General features: G+C 69.5%; 12 protein-coding genes and 1 pseudogene. 12 read left to right on the forward strand and 1 reads right to left on the reverse strand.

What is annotated here, in order from left to right:
• Window positions 1–37 precede the first annotated feature (37 nt).
• The 7 genes and pseudogenes from JXZ78_RS37560 (at window position 38) to JXZ78_RS37590 (ending at window position 7641) form a co-directional block, all read left to right on the forward strand.
• Window positions 38–1261 carry a sensor histidine kinase gene (locus JXZ78_RS37560; protein ID WP_238783648.1) on the forward strand — a complete coding sequence of 408 codons (1224 nt, stop codon included), beginning with the start codon at window positions 38–40 and terminating at the stop codon, window positions 1259–1261.
• The gene (locus JXZ78_RS37565; protein WP_030023460.1) at window positions 1258–1905 is read left to right on the forward strand and encodes a response regulator; all 648 of its coding nucleotides are present in this window, start codon (window positions 1258–1260) and stop codon (window positions 1903–1905) included. The genes JXZ78_RS37560 and JXZ78_RS37565 overlap by 4 nt, the downstream gene beginning before the upstream one ends.
• A 652-nt stretch (window positions 1906–2557) precedes the next feature.
• The gene (locus JXZ78_RS37570) at window positions 2558–3457 is read left to right on the forward strand and encodes a Vgb family protein (RefSeq protein ID WP_030023462.1); all 900 of its coding nucleotides are present in this window, start codon (window positions 2558–2560) and stop codon (window positions 3455–3457) included.
• 602 nt (window positions 3458–4059) lie between these two features.
• A complete protein-coding gene (locus JXZ78_RS37575; protein WP_238783649.1) occupies window positions 4060–4788 on the forward strand; it encodes a dienelactone hydrolase family protein in 729 nt (242 codons plus the stop codon).
• A 40-nt stretch (window positions 4789–4828) separates the two neighbouring features.
• Window positions 4829–5567, forward strand: a pseudogene (locus JXZ78_RS37580) (helix-turn-helix domain-containing protein); the annotation flags it as partial.
• A 707-nt stretch (window positions 5568–6274) separates the two neighbouring features.
• A complete protein-coding gene (locus JXZ78_RS37585) occupies window positions 6275–6880 on the forward strand; it encodes a chemotaxis protein CheB (protein ID WP_063726082.1) in 606 nt (201 codons plus the stop codon).
• Between the two features lie 26 nt (window positions 6881–6906).
• Window positions 6907–7641 carry a Crp/Fnr family transcriptional regulator gene (locus JXZ78_RS37590; protein ID WP_063726081.1) on the forward strand — a complete coding sequence of 245 codons (735 nt, stop codon included), beginning with the start codon at window positions 6907–6909 and terminating at the stop codon, window positions 7639–7641.
• 13 nt (window positions 7642–7654) lie between these two features.
• Here the strand turns inward: JXZ78_RS37590 and JXZ78_RS37595 are convergent, their stop codons facing one another.
• Window positions 7655–8032 carry an LppU/SCO3897 family protein gene (locus tag JXZ78_RS37595; protein WP_030020124.1) on the reverse strand — a complete coding sequence of 126 codons (378 nt, stop codon included), beginning with the start codon at window positions 8030–8032 and terminating at the stop codon, window positions 7655–7657.
• An 803-nt stretch (window positions 8033–8835) separates the two neighbouring features.
• Here JXZ78_RS37595 and JXZ78_RS37600 point away from each other — a divergent pair.
• The 5 genes from JXZ78_RS37600 to JXZ78_RS41210 all read left to right on the forward strand — a co-directional run.
• Window positions 8836–9348, forward strand: coding sequence for a hypothetical protein (locus tag JXZ78_RS37600; protein WP_238783651.1), 513 nt, complete (start codon window positions 8836–8838; stop codon window positions 9346–9348).
• 460 nt (window positions 9349–9808) lie between these two features.
• A complete protein-coding gene (locus JXZ78_RS37605) occupies window positions 9809–11407 on the forward strand; it encodes a S1 family peptidase (RefSeq protein WP_238783652.1) in 1599 nt (532 codons plus the stop codon).
• A gap of 784 nt (window positions 11408–12191) precedes the next feature.
• Window positions 12192–13499 carry a hypothetical protein gene (locus JXZ78_RS37610; protein ID WP_238783653.1) on the forward strand — a complete coding sequence of 436 codons (1308 nt, stop codon included), beginning with the start codon at window positions 12192–12194 and terminating at the stop codon, window positions 13497–13499.
• An 80-nt stretch (window positions 13500–13579) separates the two neighbouring features.
• The gene (locus tag JXZ78_RS37615; protein WP_238783654.1) at window positions 13580–15421 is read left to right on the forward strand and encodes a trypsin-like peptidase domain-containing protein; all 1842 of its coding nucleotides are present in this window, start codon (window positions 13580–13582) and stop codon (window positions 15419–15421) included.
• Window positions 15422–15698: 277 nt separating this feature from the next.
• Window positions 15699–15850, forward strand: a 152-nt coding sequence (locus tag JXZ78_RS41210) for a glycosyltransferase family 2 protein (protein ID WP_372498481.1), incomplete at its 3' end; no start/stop codon positions are given.

The following is a 15850-nucleotide window of genomic DNA, read 5'->3' on the forward strand; positions in this document are numbered from 1 at the left end:
AGAAGTCGGACCCGCCGCGAAGAACTAGGCTCGGGGCGTGGCCCGACGCATGGAGACAGCGCTCCGTCAGCGCTTGCGCGACGCAGTGGACCGGTGGGGACGACAAGTACTGGCGCTCGTGGTCGCCGTGGGCGCCTTCATACCGATCGATGGGCCCCTGATCGCCTACCTGCGAACCGAGTTGGGTATAACGCGGTCGGCGGAACTGGCGTTGTCCGCCGTCGTGGCGGTGGTTTCCGCCGCCACCGTCCTGCTGCTGCCGCGCCGGCGCCGGCCGGTGATCAGCTTCGGACTGGCGGGCTGGATCCTGCTGTCGGTCTGGATGCCGCTGGGCGTCGGCTCCTACGTCGTCGCCCGCAGTGCCCGTCGCCCACCGCGCCTCGTCTGGTATGTCCTTGGGGCGAGCGCGGCCGTCGTCCTCCCGATGACCACCGGCGCCGCCGCGGGTATGCCCGGCCTGGGCCGGGAAGACCTGTTCTCCTCGCTCGGCAGCGTCGTTCTGTTCGTCTGGCTCCCTGTGGTGCTGGGACTGTGGAGCAGGGCACGCCACGACGTGATCGAAGGGCTCCACGAGCGCGCCGCGCAAGCGGAGAGGGAACAGGCGGCGCGCGCCGAACAGGCGCGCGTCCAGGAACGCGCCCGCATCGCCCGCGACATGCACGACGTCGTAGCCCACCGGGTGTCCCTCATGGTGCTGCACGCCGGCGCGTTGGAAGTCAACGCGAAGGACGCCGACACGGCGGCCGCAGCGGAACTGATCCGTACCACCGGGAGGGAAGCGCTCGGCCAGCTCAGGGACGTCATCGGCGTCCTCAAGAGCGCCGGCGACCGGGGCCGTGCCGCCCTCGGGCCGCAGCCGACGCTGGTCGACCTCGACCAGCTGCTCGACCAGTCGCGGGCCGCCGGCATCACCGTACGCCGCCAGGACGCGGGTACGCCGAAACAGCTGCCCACCCTCCTGGAACAGGCCGCCTACCGCGTCGTGCAGGAGGCCCTCACCAACGTCCACAAACACGCCGGCTCGGCCCGCACCGAAGTCGCTCTGCACTACCACGACGCGGACCTGGAGATCACCGTGAGCAACTCGGCCCCGGCCGGCCCGACCGAGGCCCTGCCAGGCAGCGGTCTGGGGCTCGTCGGACTGCGCGAACGCGTGGAACTGCTCGACGGCGTCTTCACCGCCGAGCCCCGCCACGACGGCGGGTTCACCGTCTCCGCCCGTCTCCCCCTCTCCGCACCCGCTCTGGAGGACCACGCGTGATCCGCGTCCTGGTAGTCGACGACGAAGCACTGGTCAGGACCGGACTGCGCATGATCCTGCAACCGGCCGACGACATCGAGGTGGTCGGTGAGGCGGGCGACGGCAGGGAAGCGATCACCGCGGTCGCCGCGCACCGCCCGGACGTCGTCCTGATGGACGTCCGGATGCCCGGCATGGACGGTCTGACCGCCCTGCGCGAGCTGCGCCGTTCACCGGGCGGCCCCAGGGTGATCATGCTGACCACCTTCGACCTCGACGACTACGTGCACACCGCCCTGCGCAACGGAGCCTCCGGATTCCTTTTGAAGGACACCTCCCCGCGCGACCTTGCCAACGCCGTCCGCACGGTCGCCGAGGGCAGCGCCATGCTCACGCCGAAAGTCACCCAGCGCCTGATCGACACCTTCGCCGGCCTGGAACCGGAAGGCGCCGCCGAGGCACGGCAGCGCCTGTCGGTACTGACCGAACGCGAGGACGAGGTGGTGCGAGCAGTGGCCCGCGGCCTGTCGAACGCCGAGGTCGGGCGCGCCCTGATCATGAGCGAAGGCACGGTCAAGGCACACGTCAGCCGCGCGCTGGCCAAACTGAACCTGTCCAATCGGGTGCAGATGGCCTTGCTCGTCCGCGACGCCGGCAAGAAGTAGCGCACACCGGTGCGGCCGTGATGCACAGCGGACGCCCCGGTGCCGGCCGGTCGGCCCGGGGAGCCCCCACCAAAGTCAGGGGTGATCGACAACCTTCGTACGTAGTGCACGACCCTCCGCGACTTCTACGGTCGAGAGGTCCGGAAAGCACACCGTCACCCGCCCTCCGCACAGCATGTGACATTCCATCCGTCCGGGCCGACACGGAGAGAAGAACAGTCATGAACGAGCGACTGGCCACGTCACGCACACCCGGCAGGCCCGGCGGCGTGACGGTCGATGGACGCGAGGCGCCACGGGCCCCGGCCGCCGGCCTCACCTTTGCCGAAGTGGCGATCAGGATCGCGTCTGGAAAGGACTACGACGTACCGGTCCGCTCCAGTCGCAGTGTCTGTGAAAGCGTCCGGGCCGAGCGCCCCCTCGACCAGCTCGCCATCATCGGCGAGGCCTGCGGCCCCGCCCGCCACCCCCGATCACACCTGGGGCCTCCGCAAGAGCGAGGAGCGCTCGGTAATGTTCGGCTCCGTGCAGCTGCTGCCGCAGGGCTGGAATATCCAGGGGCGTGGGCGCTGAGCGCACGGATAGCATCCGCAGTCGCACTTCCACCGTCCACTGCCCCCCGTCCACCGCCCACCGATCAAGGAATTCGCCGATGCCGAGTCGTCCACCCGTTGCGATCGCAGAGTTCTCCGTCTCCGCCGGTGGGGCCGGACCCTACGGAATCACTGCCGGACCAGACGGTGCACTGTGGTTCACCACGGTCCACGACGGACGGATCGGCCGTATCACGCCCGGCGGCGATGTCACGTTCCACCAGCTCGAACCGGCTTCCAGCGGACCGTCGATCATCACAGCAGGGCCTGACGACGCGCTGTGGTTCACCGAGTTCCGCAGCCACCGGATCGGCCGCATCACCACGGCCGGAGACATCACATCGTTCCCGCTGCCGACGCCGGACGCCGGTCCGTTCGGTATCACCGCGGGCCCTGATGACGCACTGTGGTTCACCGAGGCCAACGTCGACCGCATCGGCCGCATCACGCCCGATGGGCAGGTCACCGAGTTCCCCCTCCCGCTTTCGGGCGCCTTCCCGTCAGCCATTGCCGGCGGTCCGGACGGCCGGCTGTGGTTCACGATGAACCAGGCGAACGCGATCGGCGCCATCGGACGCGACGGTGACGTCGCCGTTCACCCCTTGCCCACACCGGCCGGCGCCCCGGTCGGCATCACGGCCGGCGCCGACGGTGCCATGTGGTTCGTCGAGATCGGCACCGGTCACATCGGACGGATCACGCCGGACGGGAAGTTCGACGAATTCGCTCTGCCCGACCGCGCGTCACGCCCGCACGCCATCGCCGCCGACGGGGACGGAAACTGCTGGTTCACCGAATGGGGAGCCAACCGCATCGGCCGGATCACACCCGACGGCCGTATCGACGAGCACGACCTTCCCACTCCGGCCTCGGAACCCCACGGCATAACCCAAGGGCCAGACGGCGCGATATGGACCGCTCTGGAAATCGGAACGATCGCACGCCTCACCGCGCCCTGAGAGGGGTGACGGCCGACAACGCGATCCCCGCCGCGGCACCGGGCCAGCTGATGGGAAGGGCAAACAGGACCGTCGTTGCCGCGATCGTCACGGCCATGAGCAGGTTACGCAGTACGAGTAAGGGGGAGGGGCAGGCCTTGTGAGCAAGCGGCCCGGGAGTGGATACGAATGCTCGCGGCTGAGAGCTCTGGACGGGGTGAGAGGGGCACGGTCGTAGCCGGGGAGCTGTGGGTGAGCGTGCGTTCGGTGAACGTCGGGTGCGGGTCCGGGGCCGGGTGCGGGCCGGGGGAGCAGGGGGCTGGCGGCCTGCGCTGTTCAGGGTCGGCCAGGAGCCCGGAGGTCGGTGCGCAGCAGTTCGCGGTGTCGGAACGGGAACTGATGCGCCGGGTGGCAGCTCATGGTTGGCCGGGCTGGCGCCGCATTAGGCGATGTTCGACCCAGCGAAGCGCGAATGATGATCTCCGTGATACCTTCGGCGCCGCCGTGCACCACTGCACATTCGAGGAGGTGAGTCCGATCAACGCTGTGACCAGTCGGGGCTCCCTCCTTTGCATGGCCTAGGGAGCGCCCGCACAAGGCATCCCGAAAGGCTTGAAACGCTGATGCGCTTCACCTCCCAGACGTCGTCGGACGGCGTCACCGAGCAGTTCTTCATCCTCAACGAGATTCCTGGCGTGCTGTGGACGCCGGAAGACGCCTGCGGTACTCGTCCCCTGATTCTGCTGGGCCATGGCGGCGGGCAGCACAAGATGGCCCCTGGCACCGTGTCCCGCGCGCGCCGCTACGCCGCCGAGGGTTTCGCGGTCGTCGCGATCGACGTGCCCAACCACGGTGACCGGCCCAAGGATGAGGAGTTCGGCCGGGTCGCGGCCGAGATGCGGGCCGGCATGGCTGCCGGTGAGAATCCAGGCGCGCTGGTCGCCGGCATGCATAGCCATCTGGCCCCTCAGGCCGTCGCGGACTGGCAGGCGGTCCTGACTGCGGTCCAGCGCCTCGACCAGGTCGGCGTCGGCCCGGTGGGTTATTGCGGGATGTCGATGGGCTGCGGGCTCGGCGTCCCGCTCATCGCCGCAGAGCCCCGGATCCGCGCGGCGGTGCTGGGCCTGCTCGGCGTGCACGGGCTGGCCGAGGACGCCGGGCTGATCACCGTGCCGGTGCAGTTCCTGGTCCAGTGGGACGACCAGATGGTTCCGCGGGACCAGAGCCTGGCGTTGTTCGACGCCCTGGCCTCGGCTGAGAAGACACTGCACGCCAATCCCGGCAAACACGGGGATGTACCGTCGTTTGAAGTGGACAGCTCGCTGAGGTTCTTCGCCCGGCATCTGAGCTGACACGAGATCCCGGTACTCGGCGCGCCGGCCCGGAACTCCCCGAGACGTGATCCACAACTTCGACGCCGACGGCTTTGACGCGCTTCACCCGAAGCACAGAGGAGGCCGACCCCAGACCTTCGTCCTCCCGGAACGCCGTGGGATCAAGAAGATCACCAAGTCCAGGCCGGCCGAGCACGGCCTTCCGTTCTCGACCTGGAGCCTGACCAAGCCGGCTGACCTCCTGGGCGCCGAGGGGGGGCGAGGACATCAGCCACGAAGAACTGCGGATCCTGCTCCGCGAGGAGGGCGTGACGTTTCAACGCGCAGAGACCTGGAAGACCTCCCGCGACCCCGACTACGCGGCGAAGAAGGCCCGCGTCGAGCATCTCCACGCGATCGCCGATGGCGAGGTCATAGTCGAGGGCGGCGAGCCTGAAGTCGTCTTATGTCTTCACGAGTTCGGTCCGCTCAACCTCCCCCCCCACCCCGGGCGGCAAGGGGCCGAGTCCGGCGGACGGTACAACGCCTCCCCACACCTGACCACGAAGGAGAACACCCGAGTCGGCGACTGGGCCACGGCCAACAACGTCGAGATCACCTGCAGGCCGACCAACAGCTCGTGGCTCAACCGCATCGAGGCCCAGTTCACCGCCCTGCGCCACTTCGCTCTCGACGGCACCGACCATGCCAGCCACAAGGAGCAGGGAAGGATGATCCGCCGCTACATCATCTGGCGGAACAAGCATGCCGCCGACGAACGCCTCCGCGCCGCCATACACAGGGCGAACGTTGCCTGATGCGGCACCAGCGGTGGGCCGTGTCGCGGTTGGCAGTGCTGGTCGCGGGTGAAAGTGCTGGTCGCTGCTGCGGAGGGTGGTGGCCTCGGATGTGGTTTTCCGTTACCGCGGCAGAGGCGACGGGGTGGGCTACCCGGGGGCGCCCGCCAGGACTCAGTAGTGGTCAGGCTGCCGGACTTGGGGCGGCCTTCTGCTGCTGCTCGTTTGTCCGTCTGCCAGCGGAACCTGTGCGCCCTGCTGCTCGTCGGCTGCTACGTCGCGCTCGCTTAAGCGCTTGGGGCCCTGCGCAGGATCACGGACGCGGTGGCGCCCGCCGCCTTGGGCGTCGTCGACCGCCCGACCGCGCCCGGCTGGCCCCGCCTGACCGCCCGACCGGCCCCGCCCGACCACCTCGGAGCCGGAGCCGGAGCCGGATCCGCAGCCGCAGTCGTGACGAAGAAGCGGGCCGGAGTGGCGTCGCTGACGTCGGGCTGCGGTTGTGCCCGGGCGTCACTTCGATGGCGTAATGGGCGTGGAGAACTTGGGGCTGACGTCCTGCCGTCGTCGGGTGGTGGCCGAGGGAGGCTTGTCGTCGGCCGTGGGGCGGCGACGGAGCGGTCGTGTCCGGGGTTTTTCGCCGCGTTACCGCTGTGTGCGGTTGCGGGCATTAGAGTAGTGCTGTGTTCGGTACCGTGCAGAATTCTTCCGCCGCTTTCGACGTGGTCTGTATGACCGCGTCGCTCGGTGGCGTGAGCGCATATCGCGAGATTCTGGCGGCGCTGCCCGAGAGCTTCCCCGCGGCGGTGGTGCTGGTGCAGCACCGGCCGGTGCGGGAGCAGGACGGCCTGGTGGGAGTCCTGCGCTACCGGTCCACACTGCCGGTGCGGTTGCTGGAGGACGGGGACCAGCTGGCCGCGGGCGTCGTGCATGTGGTGCCGGCGGGTCAGTGGGCGGCCTTCACATCCGAGGGCAAGGTGACGCTGCATGACGCGGACGGCCCCCGAGCGGCGGATCCGATGTTCGCCTCGGCCGCAGCCGCCTTCGGCCCTCGGGTGCTGGTGGCCGTGCTCACCGGGCGCCTGAACGACGGGGCTCTGGGGGTACGCCACGTCCGCGGCGCGGGGGGCCGGGTGCTCGCCCAGGACAGCACCACGTCCGAAGCCTTCGGTATGCCGAGCGCCGCGATGGCCACCGGCTGCATAGACTTCGTGCTGCCCCTGCCGGTGCTGGCTCACGCAGTGGTCAGCCTGGTGATGGTGCCGGGTGCCGCAGGCCTGATGCGGGTGTCGCTGCCGCCCTGGGCGGCAGTGATCCCACCGGCGGTCGCGACCTGACCACGGGGACGAGAGGCAGGCAGACGATGACAAGCGGCGCATCCGATGCGTACGACAGCAGTGGCAACCGAGTGCTCGCCGCGCTGCCGGAGGCCGAGCGACGGCGATTGCAGGCCCACCTCGAACCGGTCGAGCTGAGCACCGGAGACCTGCTGTACCGGCCGGGGGGCCGGATCGAGACCGTGCTGTTTCCCTTGAGGGGCGTCTGCTCCATCCTGGCCGAGCTGGACGGTCCGGCCATCGAGGTGGCGACCGTCGGCGACGAGGGCATGGTCGGGCTCCCGGTGTTCCTGGGCCTCGGCAGCCCGACCGAACGGGCCGTGTGCCAGGTCGCCGGGTACGGGCTGCGGATGGACGCCGACCAGTTCCGGCACGAGATCGCCGTACTGGACGGGCAGCTGCAGCAGGTGCTGCAACGTTTCACTCAGTCCATGTTCACCCAGCTGGCGCGTAACGCGGGCTGCAACCGCAGCCACCGCACCCGCCAGCGGTGCGCCCGCTGGCTGCTCATGACGGCCGACCGGATGCACAGCGACGAGTTCGACCTGACGCAGAAGTTCCTCGCCCAGATGCTCGCGGTCCGCAGATCCTCGGTCAGCGAGGTCGCGGGCGCCTTGGCCGAGGACGGCTGCATCAGCTACAGCCGTGGCACCATCACCATCCTGAACCGGGCCCGTCTGGAAGCGAACGCCTGTAGCTGCTACCGGGTCATCCGCGACACCATCGACGCCGCTTTCCCGCCGGCCGCGAAAGATCAGTGACACAGTCGGCAGGTCACGAGCTGTCTCCGAAACAGACCACGAACGCATCCGACCCCACCTGGCTGAAGGCGCCGATCGCGCCCGGCACCCCGGAACACTCCAGAGTCGCGGACACGCCGCCCTTGACGACCTTCACCACCGTGTAGTCCGCGCCCGCCTCCGTGCAGCTCACCTTCTCCGGCCGGGGCGTTTCCGTGGTGCCCGTGTTCTTGAAGCAGTCACCCTGGCGCAGGTCGGCCGCGTCGCCCGTCTTGTCACCGCGGAGGAACCACGCCAGGGCCAACAGTCCCGCGAGCACCACGAACATGCCCACGAAGAGCAGACGGCCGCGCTTGTGGCGGGCATCGGTGACCGGGTCGGCCGGAACGCGCGAAGAGGGTATTCCCGACACGACGAGGTGCCTTCCGGTGACAGTGGGAGAGCTGCGCCGCGGTACGTGATCGCCCGTCCGGCCGCGCCCTGAAGGGAAGGTGATCGTAGCGGTGCAACAGCCCGTGGAAGCCCGGTTTTCGGGCGGTTCCGGCGAACCCGGCGTCGCCTGGACGGATGCGGAAGCCCCGACCCTGCTCTCACCTCGCCACCACCCCGGAGGCCCCGCGCCTTCAGCCCCGTCTCGAGCTTCGCCGCATGGACACGTAAGTCCCGACTCCGGCTTCGCCGCGCGGACACGCAAGCCTCGCCTCCGGTGCCGTAACTGCCGCCGACCTGGCGCAGTTGTCACGGATTGCCGACTTCGGTTCCGTAGCCGGTGCGGCGCTCGGTCAACTCGGCCGTACGAGTCGGGAGAAGCCGCGCGGAAGGCGCTGTCGCGCACGCTTTCGTGGGCGGGGCGCAGGAACTCCGAGGCAGCTCGTAGCCCATGTCCGGAAGGCCGGACGGCCCCGACCGGGTGACGGCGTCGCCGTCCCTGAACTCTGCATTCGAGGCGGAACGGCGGGAGGGGGGCGGCGAAAAGGAAGAAGCGAAAGGCGAGGTTCACCGTGGTGCGGGAGTCGCTTCCCGGACCCCCGTGAGGCCGCGTGAAAAGGCCTGATGAGAAGCCGTTCCGGTGGCGTGCGCGACCCGGAAACGGGGCGTTCCGGGGGGAGTTCGCGTGACTGCGGCCGGGACGAGGTCGCAAAGCCTACCTATGCTTTACTTCGCGTTCCGTGGGCCGACTGCCGCCCACTTGACTCCCGGAAGGACACCGTGGCGATGCCTCGTGCCCGTAAAGCTCTGCTCACCGGTCTCATCGGCGCGTTCTCCGTGTCGGCTGCGATAGCCGGCCTCACGGTCGCGCAGGCCGCACCGCAATCCGCTGGTTCGCCGGCCGTGGCCTCGGCGGCCGATGCCGAGATGCCGCCCGCCGTCGAAGACTTCGCCTACCCCGACGCCGACCGGATCCTCCAGGAGCGGGAGATCACGCTGAAGCGGGGGGACGGTCACATCACGCTGGTCGACTGCGCCGGCCCTCGCGACATCCTGGTCAAGTCGCGGACCGGCTCGGGCGGGTTCTGTTTCGCGATCAGTGGCAACAAGGGGTACCTGGCCCTGGAGCTGCCGAAGGCCTACGGCATGTGGGCCGAGACCCGCCCGGTGCAGGCCAAGATCACCTCCAATGGCAAGGAAACCGTCGTCAACGCGGCCAAGGACGACTACACGCCCTTCGGCGAGGCCGGAAACACCGGTGCGAACAGCATGCTCGTCGAGCTCCGCGTCACCAGCTGACCGAATTCCCGATGTCTTCCCACCGGCTCTGACAGGGCTCGGTGGCGGATAACGGCCCGCCCTACGCGGACGGCTGGAGCCCGCCTGGACGCCGAGAGAGGCGGAGCGGGCCGGCCGAACCGGGCGAGTGTCACGGAACGTTGCCGGAATCGATTTCCGGCCCGCTCCGGAACTTGCCCAAGTACTTCTCGCATTTCGAGTGGCGGCCCGCAGGGCGCCGCACACGCCTGTAATCGAGGCGGTCGCAAGACCGGCCGACAGATCGCCGTAGAAGCCGCGACTGTCCGCCGGAGAACCATCCGGTGCCCATGTCCCACAAGGGCCGGCCGGGTGTTTTCACGCAGTGCCGTACAGCTTCCCGACCCTCGGTCCGTAACCGGACGGTGCGCCGTGCCGCGCGCAAGAACGGGGGCGATCGCGTACGTCGCTACGTACCATCTGACATTCAGGAAAAGGGAAAATGGAAAACATACGTTCCCGCCGGGCGTGGCTGACCGCGGTGGCTGCCGCCGCGGTCGCGAGTGGCGCGCTGGCCACCGCCGCCCCGGCGTCCGCCGTGTCCGGAAGCCCGGTCACGAACGGCTCCTACACGTTCGCCGCGAAGCTGGACATCGGTGACGGCGCGCGCAGTTGCTCGGGTGCGCTGGTGGACCGGCAGTGGGTGCTCACCGCTGCCCGTTGCTTCTCCGACGACCCGAGCGACACGCGGGTCGCCGAGGGTGCGCCGAAGTGGAAGACGACGGTGACCGTCGGCCGTACGGACGTGAGCGCCTCGGGAGGGGCGGTCACCGAGGTCAGCGAGCTGGTGCCGTACGCGGGCCGGGACCTGGTGATGGCGAAGCTGGCCAAGCCGGTCAGCGGTGTCACCCCGGTGACGGTCGGCGCGGTCGCGCCCCGGCAGGGTGAGGAGCTGAAGGTTCTCGGCTTCGGCCGGACGAAGACGGAGTGGGTGCCGAACCAGCTGCACGCCGGTTCGTTCACGGTCGGTTCGGTCCAGGACGGGAAGCTCGGCATCACCGGCAAGGACGCGGCGGTGTGCAAGGGCGACACCGGCGGTCCGGAGCTGCGCGAGGCGGGCGGCCGGGTGGAGCTGGTCGGCGTCAACAGTGTCTCCTGGCAGGGCGGGTGCCTGGGTACCAAGCCGGCCGAGACCCGTACGGACGCGGTCGGTACCCGGGTGGACGACATCGTCACCTGGGTGCAGAAGGTCCGCTACCGGCCCGTCTTCGCCTCCGCGCCGTGGAACAAGGCCACCCATATCGCCACCGGCTACTTCACCGGTGGTTCGGCGGGCGGCACCCGGCACATGGACATGATCGTGCGCTGGAACGATGCCGAGGTGACCCTTTACCAGGGTGCGGAGGACAAGGACGCCAAGGCCCCCTTCGTCGCCGAGTACCAGCTCGCGGCCCCGAACACGCCCACGAAGAAGAGCACCTGGGACTACGCGCGGGGGATCACCGGAGCGAGTTTCGGCAACGGCTCGGGCGGCCTGGTGGTGCGCTGGAGCGACGGTGAGCTGACGCAGTACACCCACGTGGACAAGAACGGTTTCCACGGGGAGAAGAAGCTGGCCAAGAGCGCGGACTGGACCAAGGCCGCGCAGATCACCGCGGGTCGCTACACCGCCAACGCGCAGCGCGACGACCTGGTGGTCGTCTGGAACGACGGCCACGTCACGCTCCACCCCGATCTGGACTCCAACGGCGTGCAGCCGGCCTCGCAGAAGGTCCTGGTCAAGGCGAACACCACGTGGCCGCACGCCACGCAGGTCACCTCGGGCGAGTTCACCGGCAAGAAGACCGCGGACCTGCTGGTGCGCTGGTCCGACGGTGAGGCCACCATCTACCCGGGGATCGACACCGCCGGCCTGCACGGCGAGACGCAGATCCGCCCGCAGGGTTCCGCCTGGACCAACGCGACCGTGATCGGCGCGGGTGCCTTCGTGGCCAACGACCGGCCCAACGACGTCCTCGTGCGCTGGGCCAACGGGTCCCTGAGCATGTACCCGGGCGTCGACGCCAAGGGCCTGCACGACGAGGTCAAGATCGTCGGCTGAGTCGACCCGAGCTGAGCTGAGCCGAGCTGAGCTGAGCCGGTGACCGTGTCCGGCCGGTCCGTCCGCAGCACAGTGGACGGACCGGCCGGACTTCCTGCCTTCCGGCGGGGCGCTGTCCGGTACGGAACCGGTCGGGACGCCCCGCCTGCCGCTCGCGGCACACGGACCGGTGCCACTGGGCACCGGCCCGCTTTCGCTTCGTACGCCGAGGACACGTGCACCTGTGAAATCGTTTCTCCCGCTGCCTGCTCTGTCCACTCTGGTCGCACGCCGGGTGCGTCAGAGCCTGTGTGCCTGCGCGCTGGCCGCCAGCCTCAGTGCCGCGGCGACACTCAGCCCTCTGGAGGCCGCCGGCCCGTCGCGCGCCGATGCCCGCCAGGCCGACGCCGGACCGGGCAGCCCGCAGTCGCGGCACCGCGGTGACCCTGCCCTTGACCTGCCCAACCTTCTGCGGGACGGTCAGGGCAAGGAGCCCGGTGCGGGTGATGGCGGTGAGGTGTCGTCGGGCGCCGTGGGGATTCCTGGTACGGCGTTGGCTGCGTATCGCAGGGCGGAGGGGGTGTTGCGGGGGAGTCAGCCGTCGTGTCGTCTGCCGTGGCAGTTGGTGGCGGGGATCGGGCGGGTGGAGTCGGTGCATGCTTCTGGTTACGGGTTGCGTGGTGACGGTTCGACGGCGCGGCAGGTTCGGGGACCGCGGCTGGACGGGGCGCAGTTCGCGTTGATCCGGGACACCGATGGGGGGCGGTGGGACGGGGATGCGGTGTTCGACCGTGCGGTGGGGCCGATGCAGTTCATTCCGTCGACGTGGGGGAGCTGGGGTGCGGACGGTGATGGTGACGGGGTCAAGGACCCGAACAACATGTTTGATGCCGCGTTGGGTACGGCCCGTTACCTGTGTGCGGGGGACCGGGACGTGAGCCGGGATGCCGATCTGGACCGGGCGATTCTGAGTTACAACAATTCCCGTGCGTATGTGAATGCCGTACGGAAGTGGATGGACGCCTATCGCGGGTCGGAGGTCGCTCAGACGCCGGACGACGCTCCCGCCACACCGCACCGGCCCGACCCGGCGCAGCGGACGTCCGCCGTACGCCCGGATTTCCAGCAGAAGCAGAAGCAGAAGCAGAGGCAGGAGCCGGGCTCGAAGCCGGGGCCGGAGCAGGGGCGTAAGAGCGGGGCCGGGAACGTCGGCGGTGTGCGGCGTCCTGTCGTACCGCCTACGCCTCAGCGTCCGGCGGACCAGCCTGCCCCTGAGCCCACCGAGTTGCCGAAGCCGGTCGGGGACCAGCACACCGTGACCCGGCTGGAGGCCCTGGGCAGCCGCGAGCTGGAGGCCGAAGTGGGGCAGCGCTTCGCCAGGCGACCGCAGGTGAGAGCGGTCGATGCGCATGGCCACGCCGTCCCCGGTGCTCGGATCACCTTCCGTGTCAAGGGCACGGGAGGTACGGGAAGCGCCGGCAGCACCGGTGGTACAGGAAGCACCGGCGCCCCCGCCAGCCCCGAAGGCATACATTTCGTCGCCACTCCCGCCACCACCGTCACCGTGACCTCCGGCCCCCACGGAACGGCCACCGCCCCCGCCCTCCAGGCCGGCGACCGCCCCGGTCGCTTCACCGTCGTCGCGACGGCTCCGGGCGTACGCGGACCGGCCGCGATCTTCACCGCTACGGTACGCCCCGCTGCGGAACCCACGGCCGATCAGCTGGAGTTGTGGGATCAGGAGACGGCAGACTTGCCCGAGTTGTTGCGGGCCGAGACGGGGAGCAGCTTCCTCGGCCTCCCGTCGCTTCGGGCCACGCACGGCGCCCGGCCCGCCTCCGGCGTGCAGATCATCGCCACCGTCCTCGCCGCGGATCGCGAGGAGGACGTCGTGGACGGCACGGCCGGGCCGTATTTCACGGGCGCGCACGGTGAAGCGGTCCGTACGCTTGTCCTGCCGCCCGCCGGTGCGGACGGCCGTGTCACGCTGCCGACGCTCTTCACCGGCCGGCATCCCGGCACCTACACCCTTCGTCTGACCACTCCGTCCGGGACCACGCTGGACTTCGCCCTGACGGTCACACCGCCCGCGAGCGGGCCCCGCACGTCCTGATCACCCTTTCGTCCCCTTTCCCTTTCGTCCCACGTGGCCGGGCGCTGCCCCGGCCACGTCTTCCCCAACGGAAAAACTTCATGAGACGAATACCTCGCCTGCGCACCGCCGCCCTCGGCGTCTGCGCGTCGGTCGCCCTCGCCGTCCCGGCGGCCACCACCGCCTTCGCCGTTCCGCTTCCGAGCGGCCCGGCGGCAACGCCGCGCACGTCCGGGGACGTACCTGCCGATCAGCTGAGCGCGGCACGGGAAGCGCAGCGGTACTGGACGCCGGAGCGCATCCGCAGTGCCGTACCGGTGGAGACCGCCGGGGCCGGGGCCAAGAGTGAGGGCGGTCAGCCCGCGCCCGGCGTGCGGCGCAAGCGGTCGGCGGAGCCGACCCATCAGGTGGCCGAGGGCATCGCCACGGTCGGGGTGTTCCTGCTGCGCGGCAGTGACGGCAGCGCGACGCACAATCAGTTCTGTACGGCCAGTACTGTCGCCTCCGGCTCCAAGAGCCTGGTGGTCACGGCCGCGCACTGTCTCAAGGGCAGCACCTCGCTGCGTAACGCCGCCTTCGTGCCCGGCTACCGTGCCGGGGGCACCAAGGCGGGCCAGGCCGGCGAGACGCCGTACGGGATCTTCCCCGTCCAGGACGGCAAGGTCTGGATCGACCACCGCTTCCAGCAGAGCTCCGCCGACGACGACGTGGACTTCGCCTTCCTGCGGGTGGGGGCCAACGCCCAGGGCCAGCTGCTGGAGGATGCCGCGGGCCCGGGCAACACCCTGACCTCCGTCGATTCCGCGCACCTGGCGCGAGCGGGGGTGACGGTCGTCGGCTATCCCGCGGGTCAGAAGACGCCGCTGTCGTGCACGAACGACACCCGCGCCTTCCAGGGCCGTTTCATGGAGATCCAGTGTGACGGTTACCGGTCCGGTGTGAGTGGCGGTCCGTTCATCGAGGACTTCGACGGGCAGCGCGGCAACCTGGTTGGGGTCATCGGCGGTTACAAGGCCGGTGGGCAGTTCGACAACATCTCGTACACCTCACAGTTCGACGACGATGCGGCCTGGCTGTACCGGCAGGCGGCCGGCGATCTTCCCCTGGACGGGAAGTACACCATGGGCGGGGCCGGCACCTGGCAGCACGCACGCCTGATGACCGCAGGCAGCTTCCATTCCGCGTCGGTGCGCGACAACACCAGTGATCTGATCGTGCGCTGGTCGGACGGGGAGGTCTCCCTCTACCCGGGCAACGGCGCCTACGGCTTCGGCAAGGACGTACAGCTGGCCAAGGACCCGGAGTGGAACAAGGCGGCGGCCATGACCGCGGGTGACTTCACCGGGGACGGCACCAGCGATCTTCTGGTGCGCTGGACGAACGGCAAGGTCACCCTCTACAAGGACGTCAACGAGACCAACAAGCTCAAGAACGCCATTCAGCTCAAGGCGCCGAACGGTACCTGGACGCAGGCGGTGGGCATGGCCGCCGGCCGTTTCGGCGGCGGTAACACGCGCAGCGACGACGTCGTGGTGCGGTGGGCCAACGGCCGCGTCACTCTCTTCACCAACGTGGACGCGAACGGCTTCCACGCCGAGACCCGGCTGATCGCCCCCAACGGCACCTGGACGCACGCCCGTGACCTGGCGGCCGGCGACTTCCGCCCGGCCACCGGCGACCAGGACCTCTTCGTGCGCTGGTCCGACGGCGAAGTCACCGCCTACGACAACATCGGCGCCCACCAGCTCAAGACCGAACACCAGCTGCGCCCGGCGAACTCGGACTGGAGTAACGCCAGCCTCGCGACGGTCGGTGCCTTCGGTGGCGAGGGCGCTCGTAGCGACGATGTGGTCGTCCTGTGGCCGAACGGTCGCCTCACCCTCAACAGCGACACCACCAGCGCCTCCCTCAACCGCGAGCGGACCCTCGTCTCCGCGTCGTAGCTTCTGACCCCGCCCGCGACTCCGTGTCCTCGGTGTCCTCGGTGTCCTCGGTGTCCTCCGTGCCCCGCCGAAGCGTGCTCGGCCTCGGCGGGACGCGGGGTACGGGACGCCGGGCACGGGGCACCGGGCCGCGCCGGGCGTCCCGGGGAGGGCGGGGTGCCACCCGCAGTCATCGGGGCGCTGCAGCCTGTCGTACACTGTTGCGATTTGTGGGCGATATGGCGTCTTGGCGCGGATAAACCCTCATCTTTTGCCTAGTGGTCGTCTTTTCGGAGAGATGGTTTCTGTGACCGAAATCTCAGTCGTCGTAATCGTCTACAACGATGCGGAGCGGTTGCCTGCTGCGGTGGGGTCGGTGCTGGAGCAGTCGTTCGGTGATGTTGAGGTGGTGATTGTCGACGATTGCAGTTCGGATGGTTCTTTTGCGGT

This window comes from Streptomyces monomycini (assembly GCF_022271435.1).
GTDB lineage: Bacteria > Actinomycetota > Actinomycetes > Streptomycetales > Streptomycetaceae > Streptomyces > Streptomyces monomycini.

Bases quoted from the DNA above. Each gene is read 5' to 3' on its own strand.
- JXZ78_RS37615 (WP_238783654.1), top strand. From the start codon at position 13,580: ATGAGACGAATACCTCGCCTGCGCACCGCCGCCCTCGGCGTCTGCGCG.
- JXZ78_RS37575 (WP_238783649.1), top strand. From the start codon at position 4,060: ATGCGCTTCACCTCCCAGACGTCGTCGGACGGCGTCACCGAGCAGTTC.
- JXZ78_RS37590 (WP_063726081.1), top strand. From the start codon at position 6,907: ATGACAAGCGGCGCATCCGATGCGTACGACAGCAGTGGCAACCGAGTG.
- JXZ78_RS37605 (WP_238783652.1), top strand. From the start codon at position 9,809: ATGGAAAACATACGTTCCCGCCGGGCGTGGCTGACCGCGGTGGCTGCC.
- JXZ78_RS37600 (WP_238783651.1), top strand. From the start codon at position 8,836: ATGCCTCGTGCCCGTAAAGCTCTGCTCACCGGTCTCATCGGCGCGTTC.
- JXZ78_RS37610 (WP_238783653.1), top strand. From the start codon at position 12,192: ATGCAGTTCATTCCGTCGACGTGGGGGAGCTGGGGTGCGGACGGTGAT.
- JXZ78_RS37585 (WP_063726082.1), top strand. From the start codon at position 6,275: ATGACCGCGTCGCTCGGTGGCGTGAGCGCATATCGCGAGATTCTGGCG.
- JXZ78_RS37570 (WP_030023462.1), top strand. From the start codon at position 2,558: ATGCCGAGTCGTCCACCCGTTGCGATCGCAGAGTTCTCCGTCTCCGCC.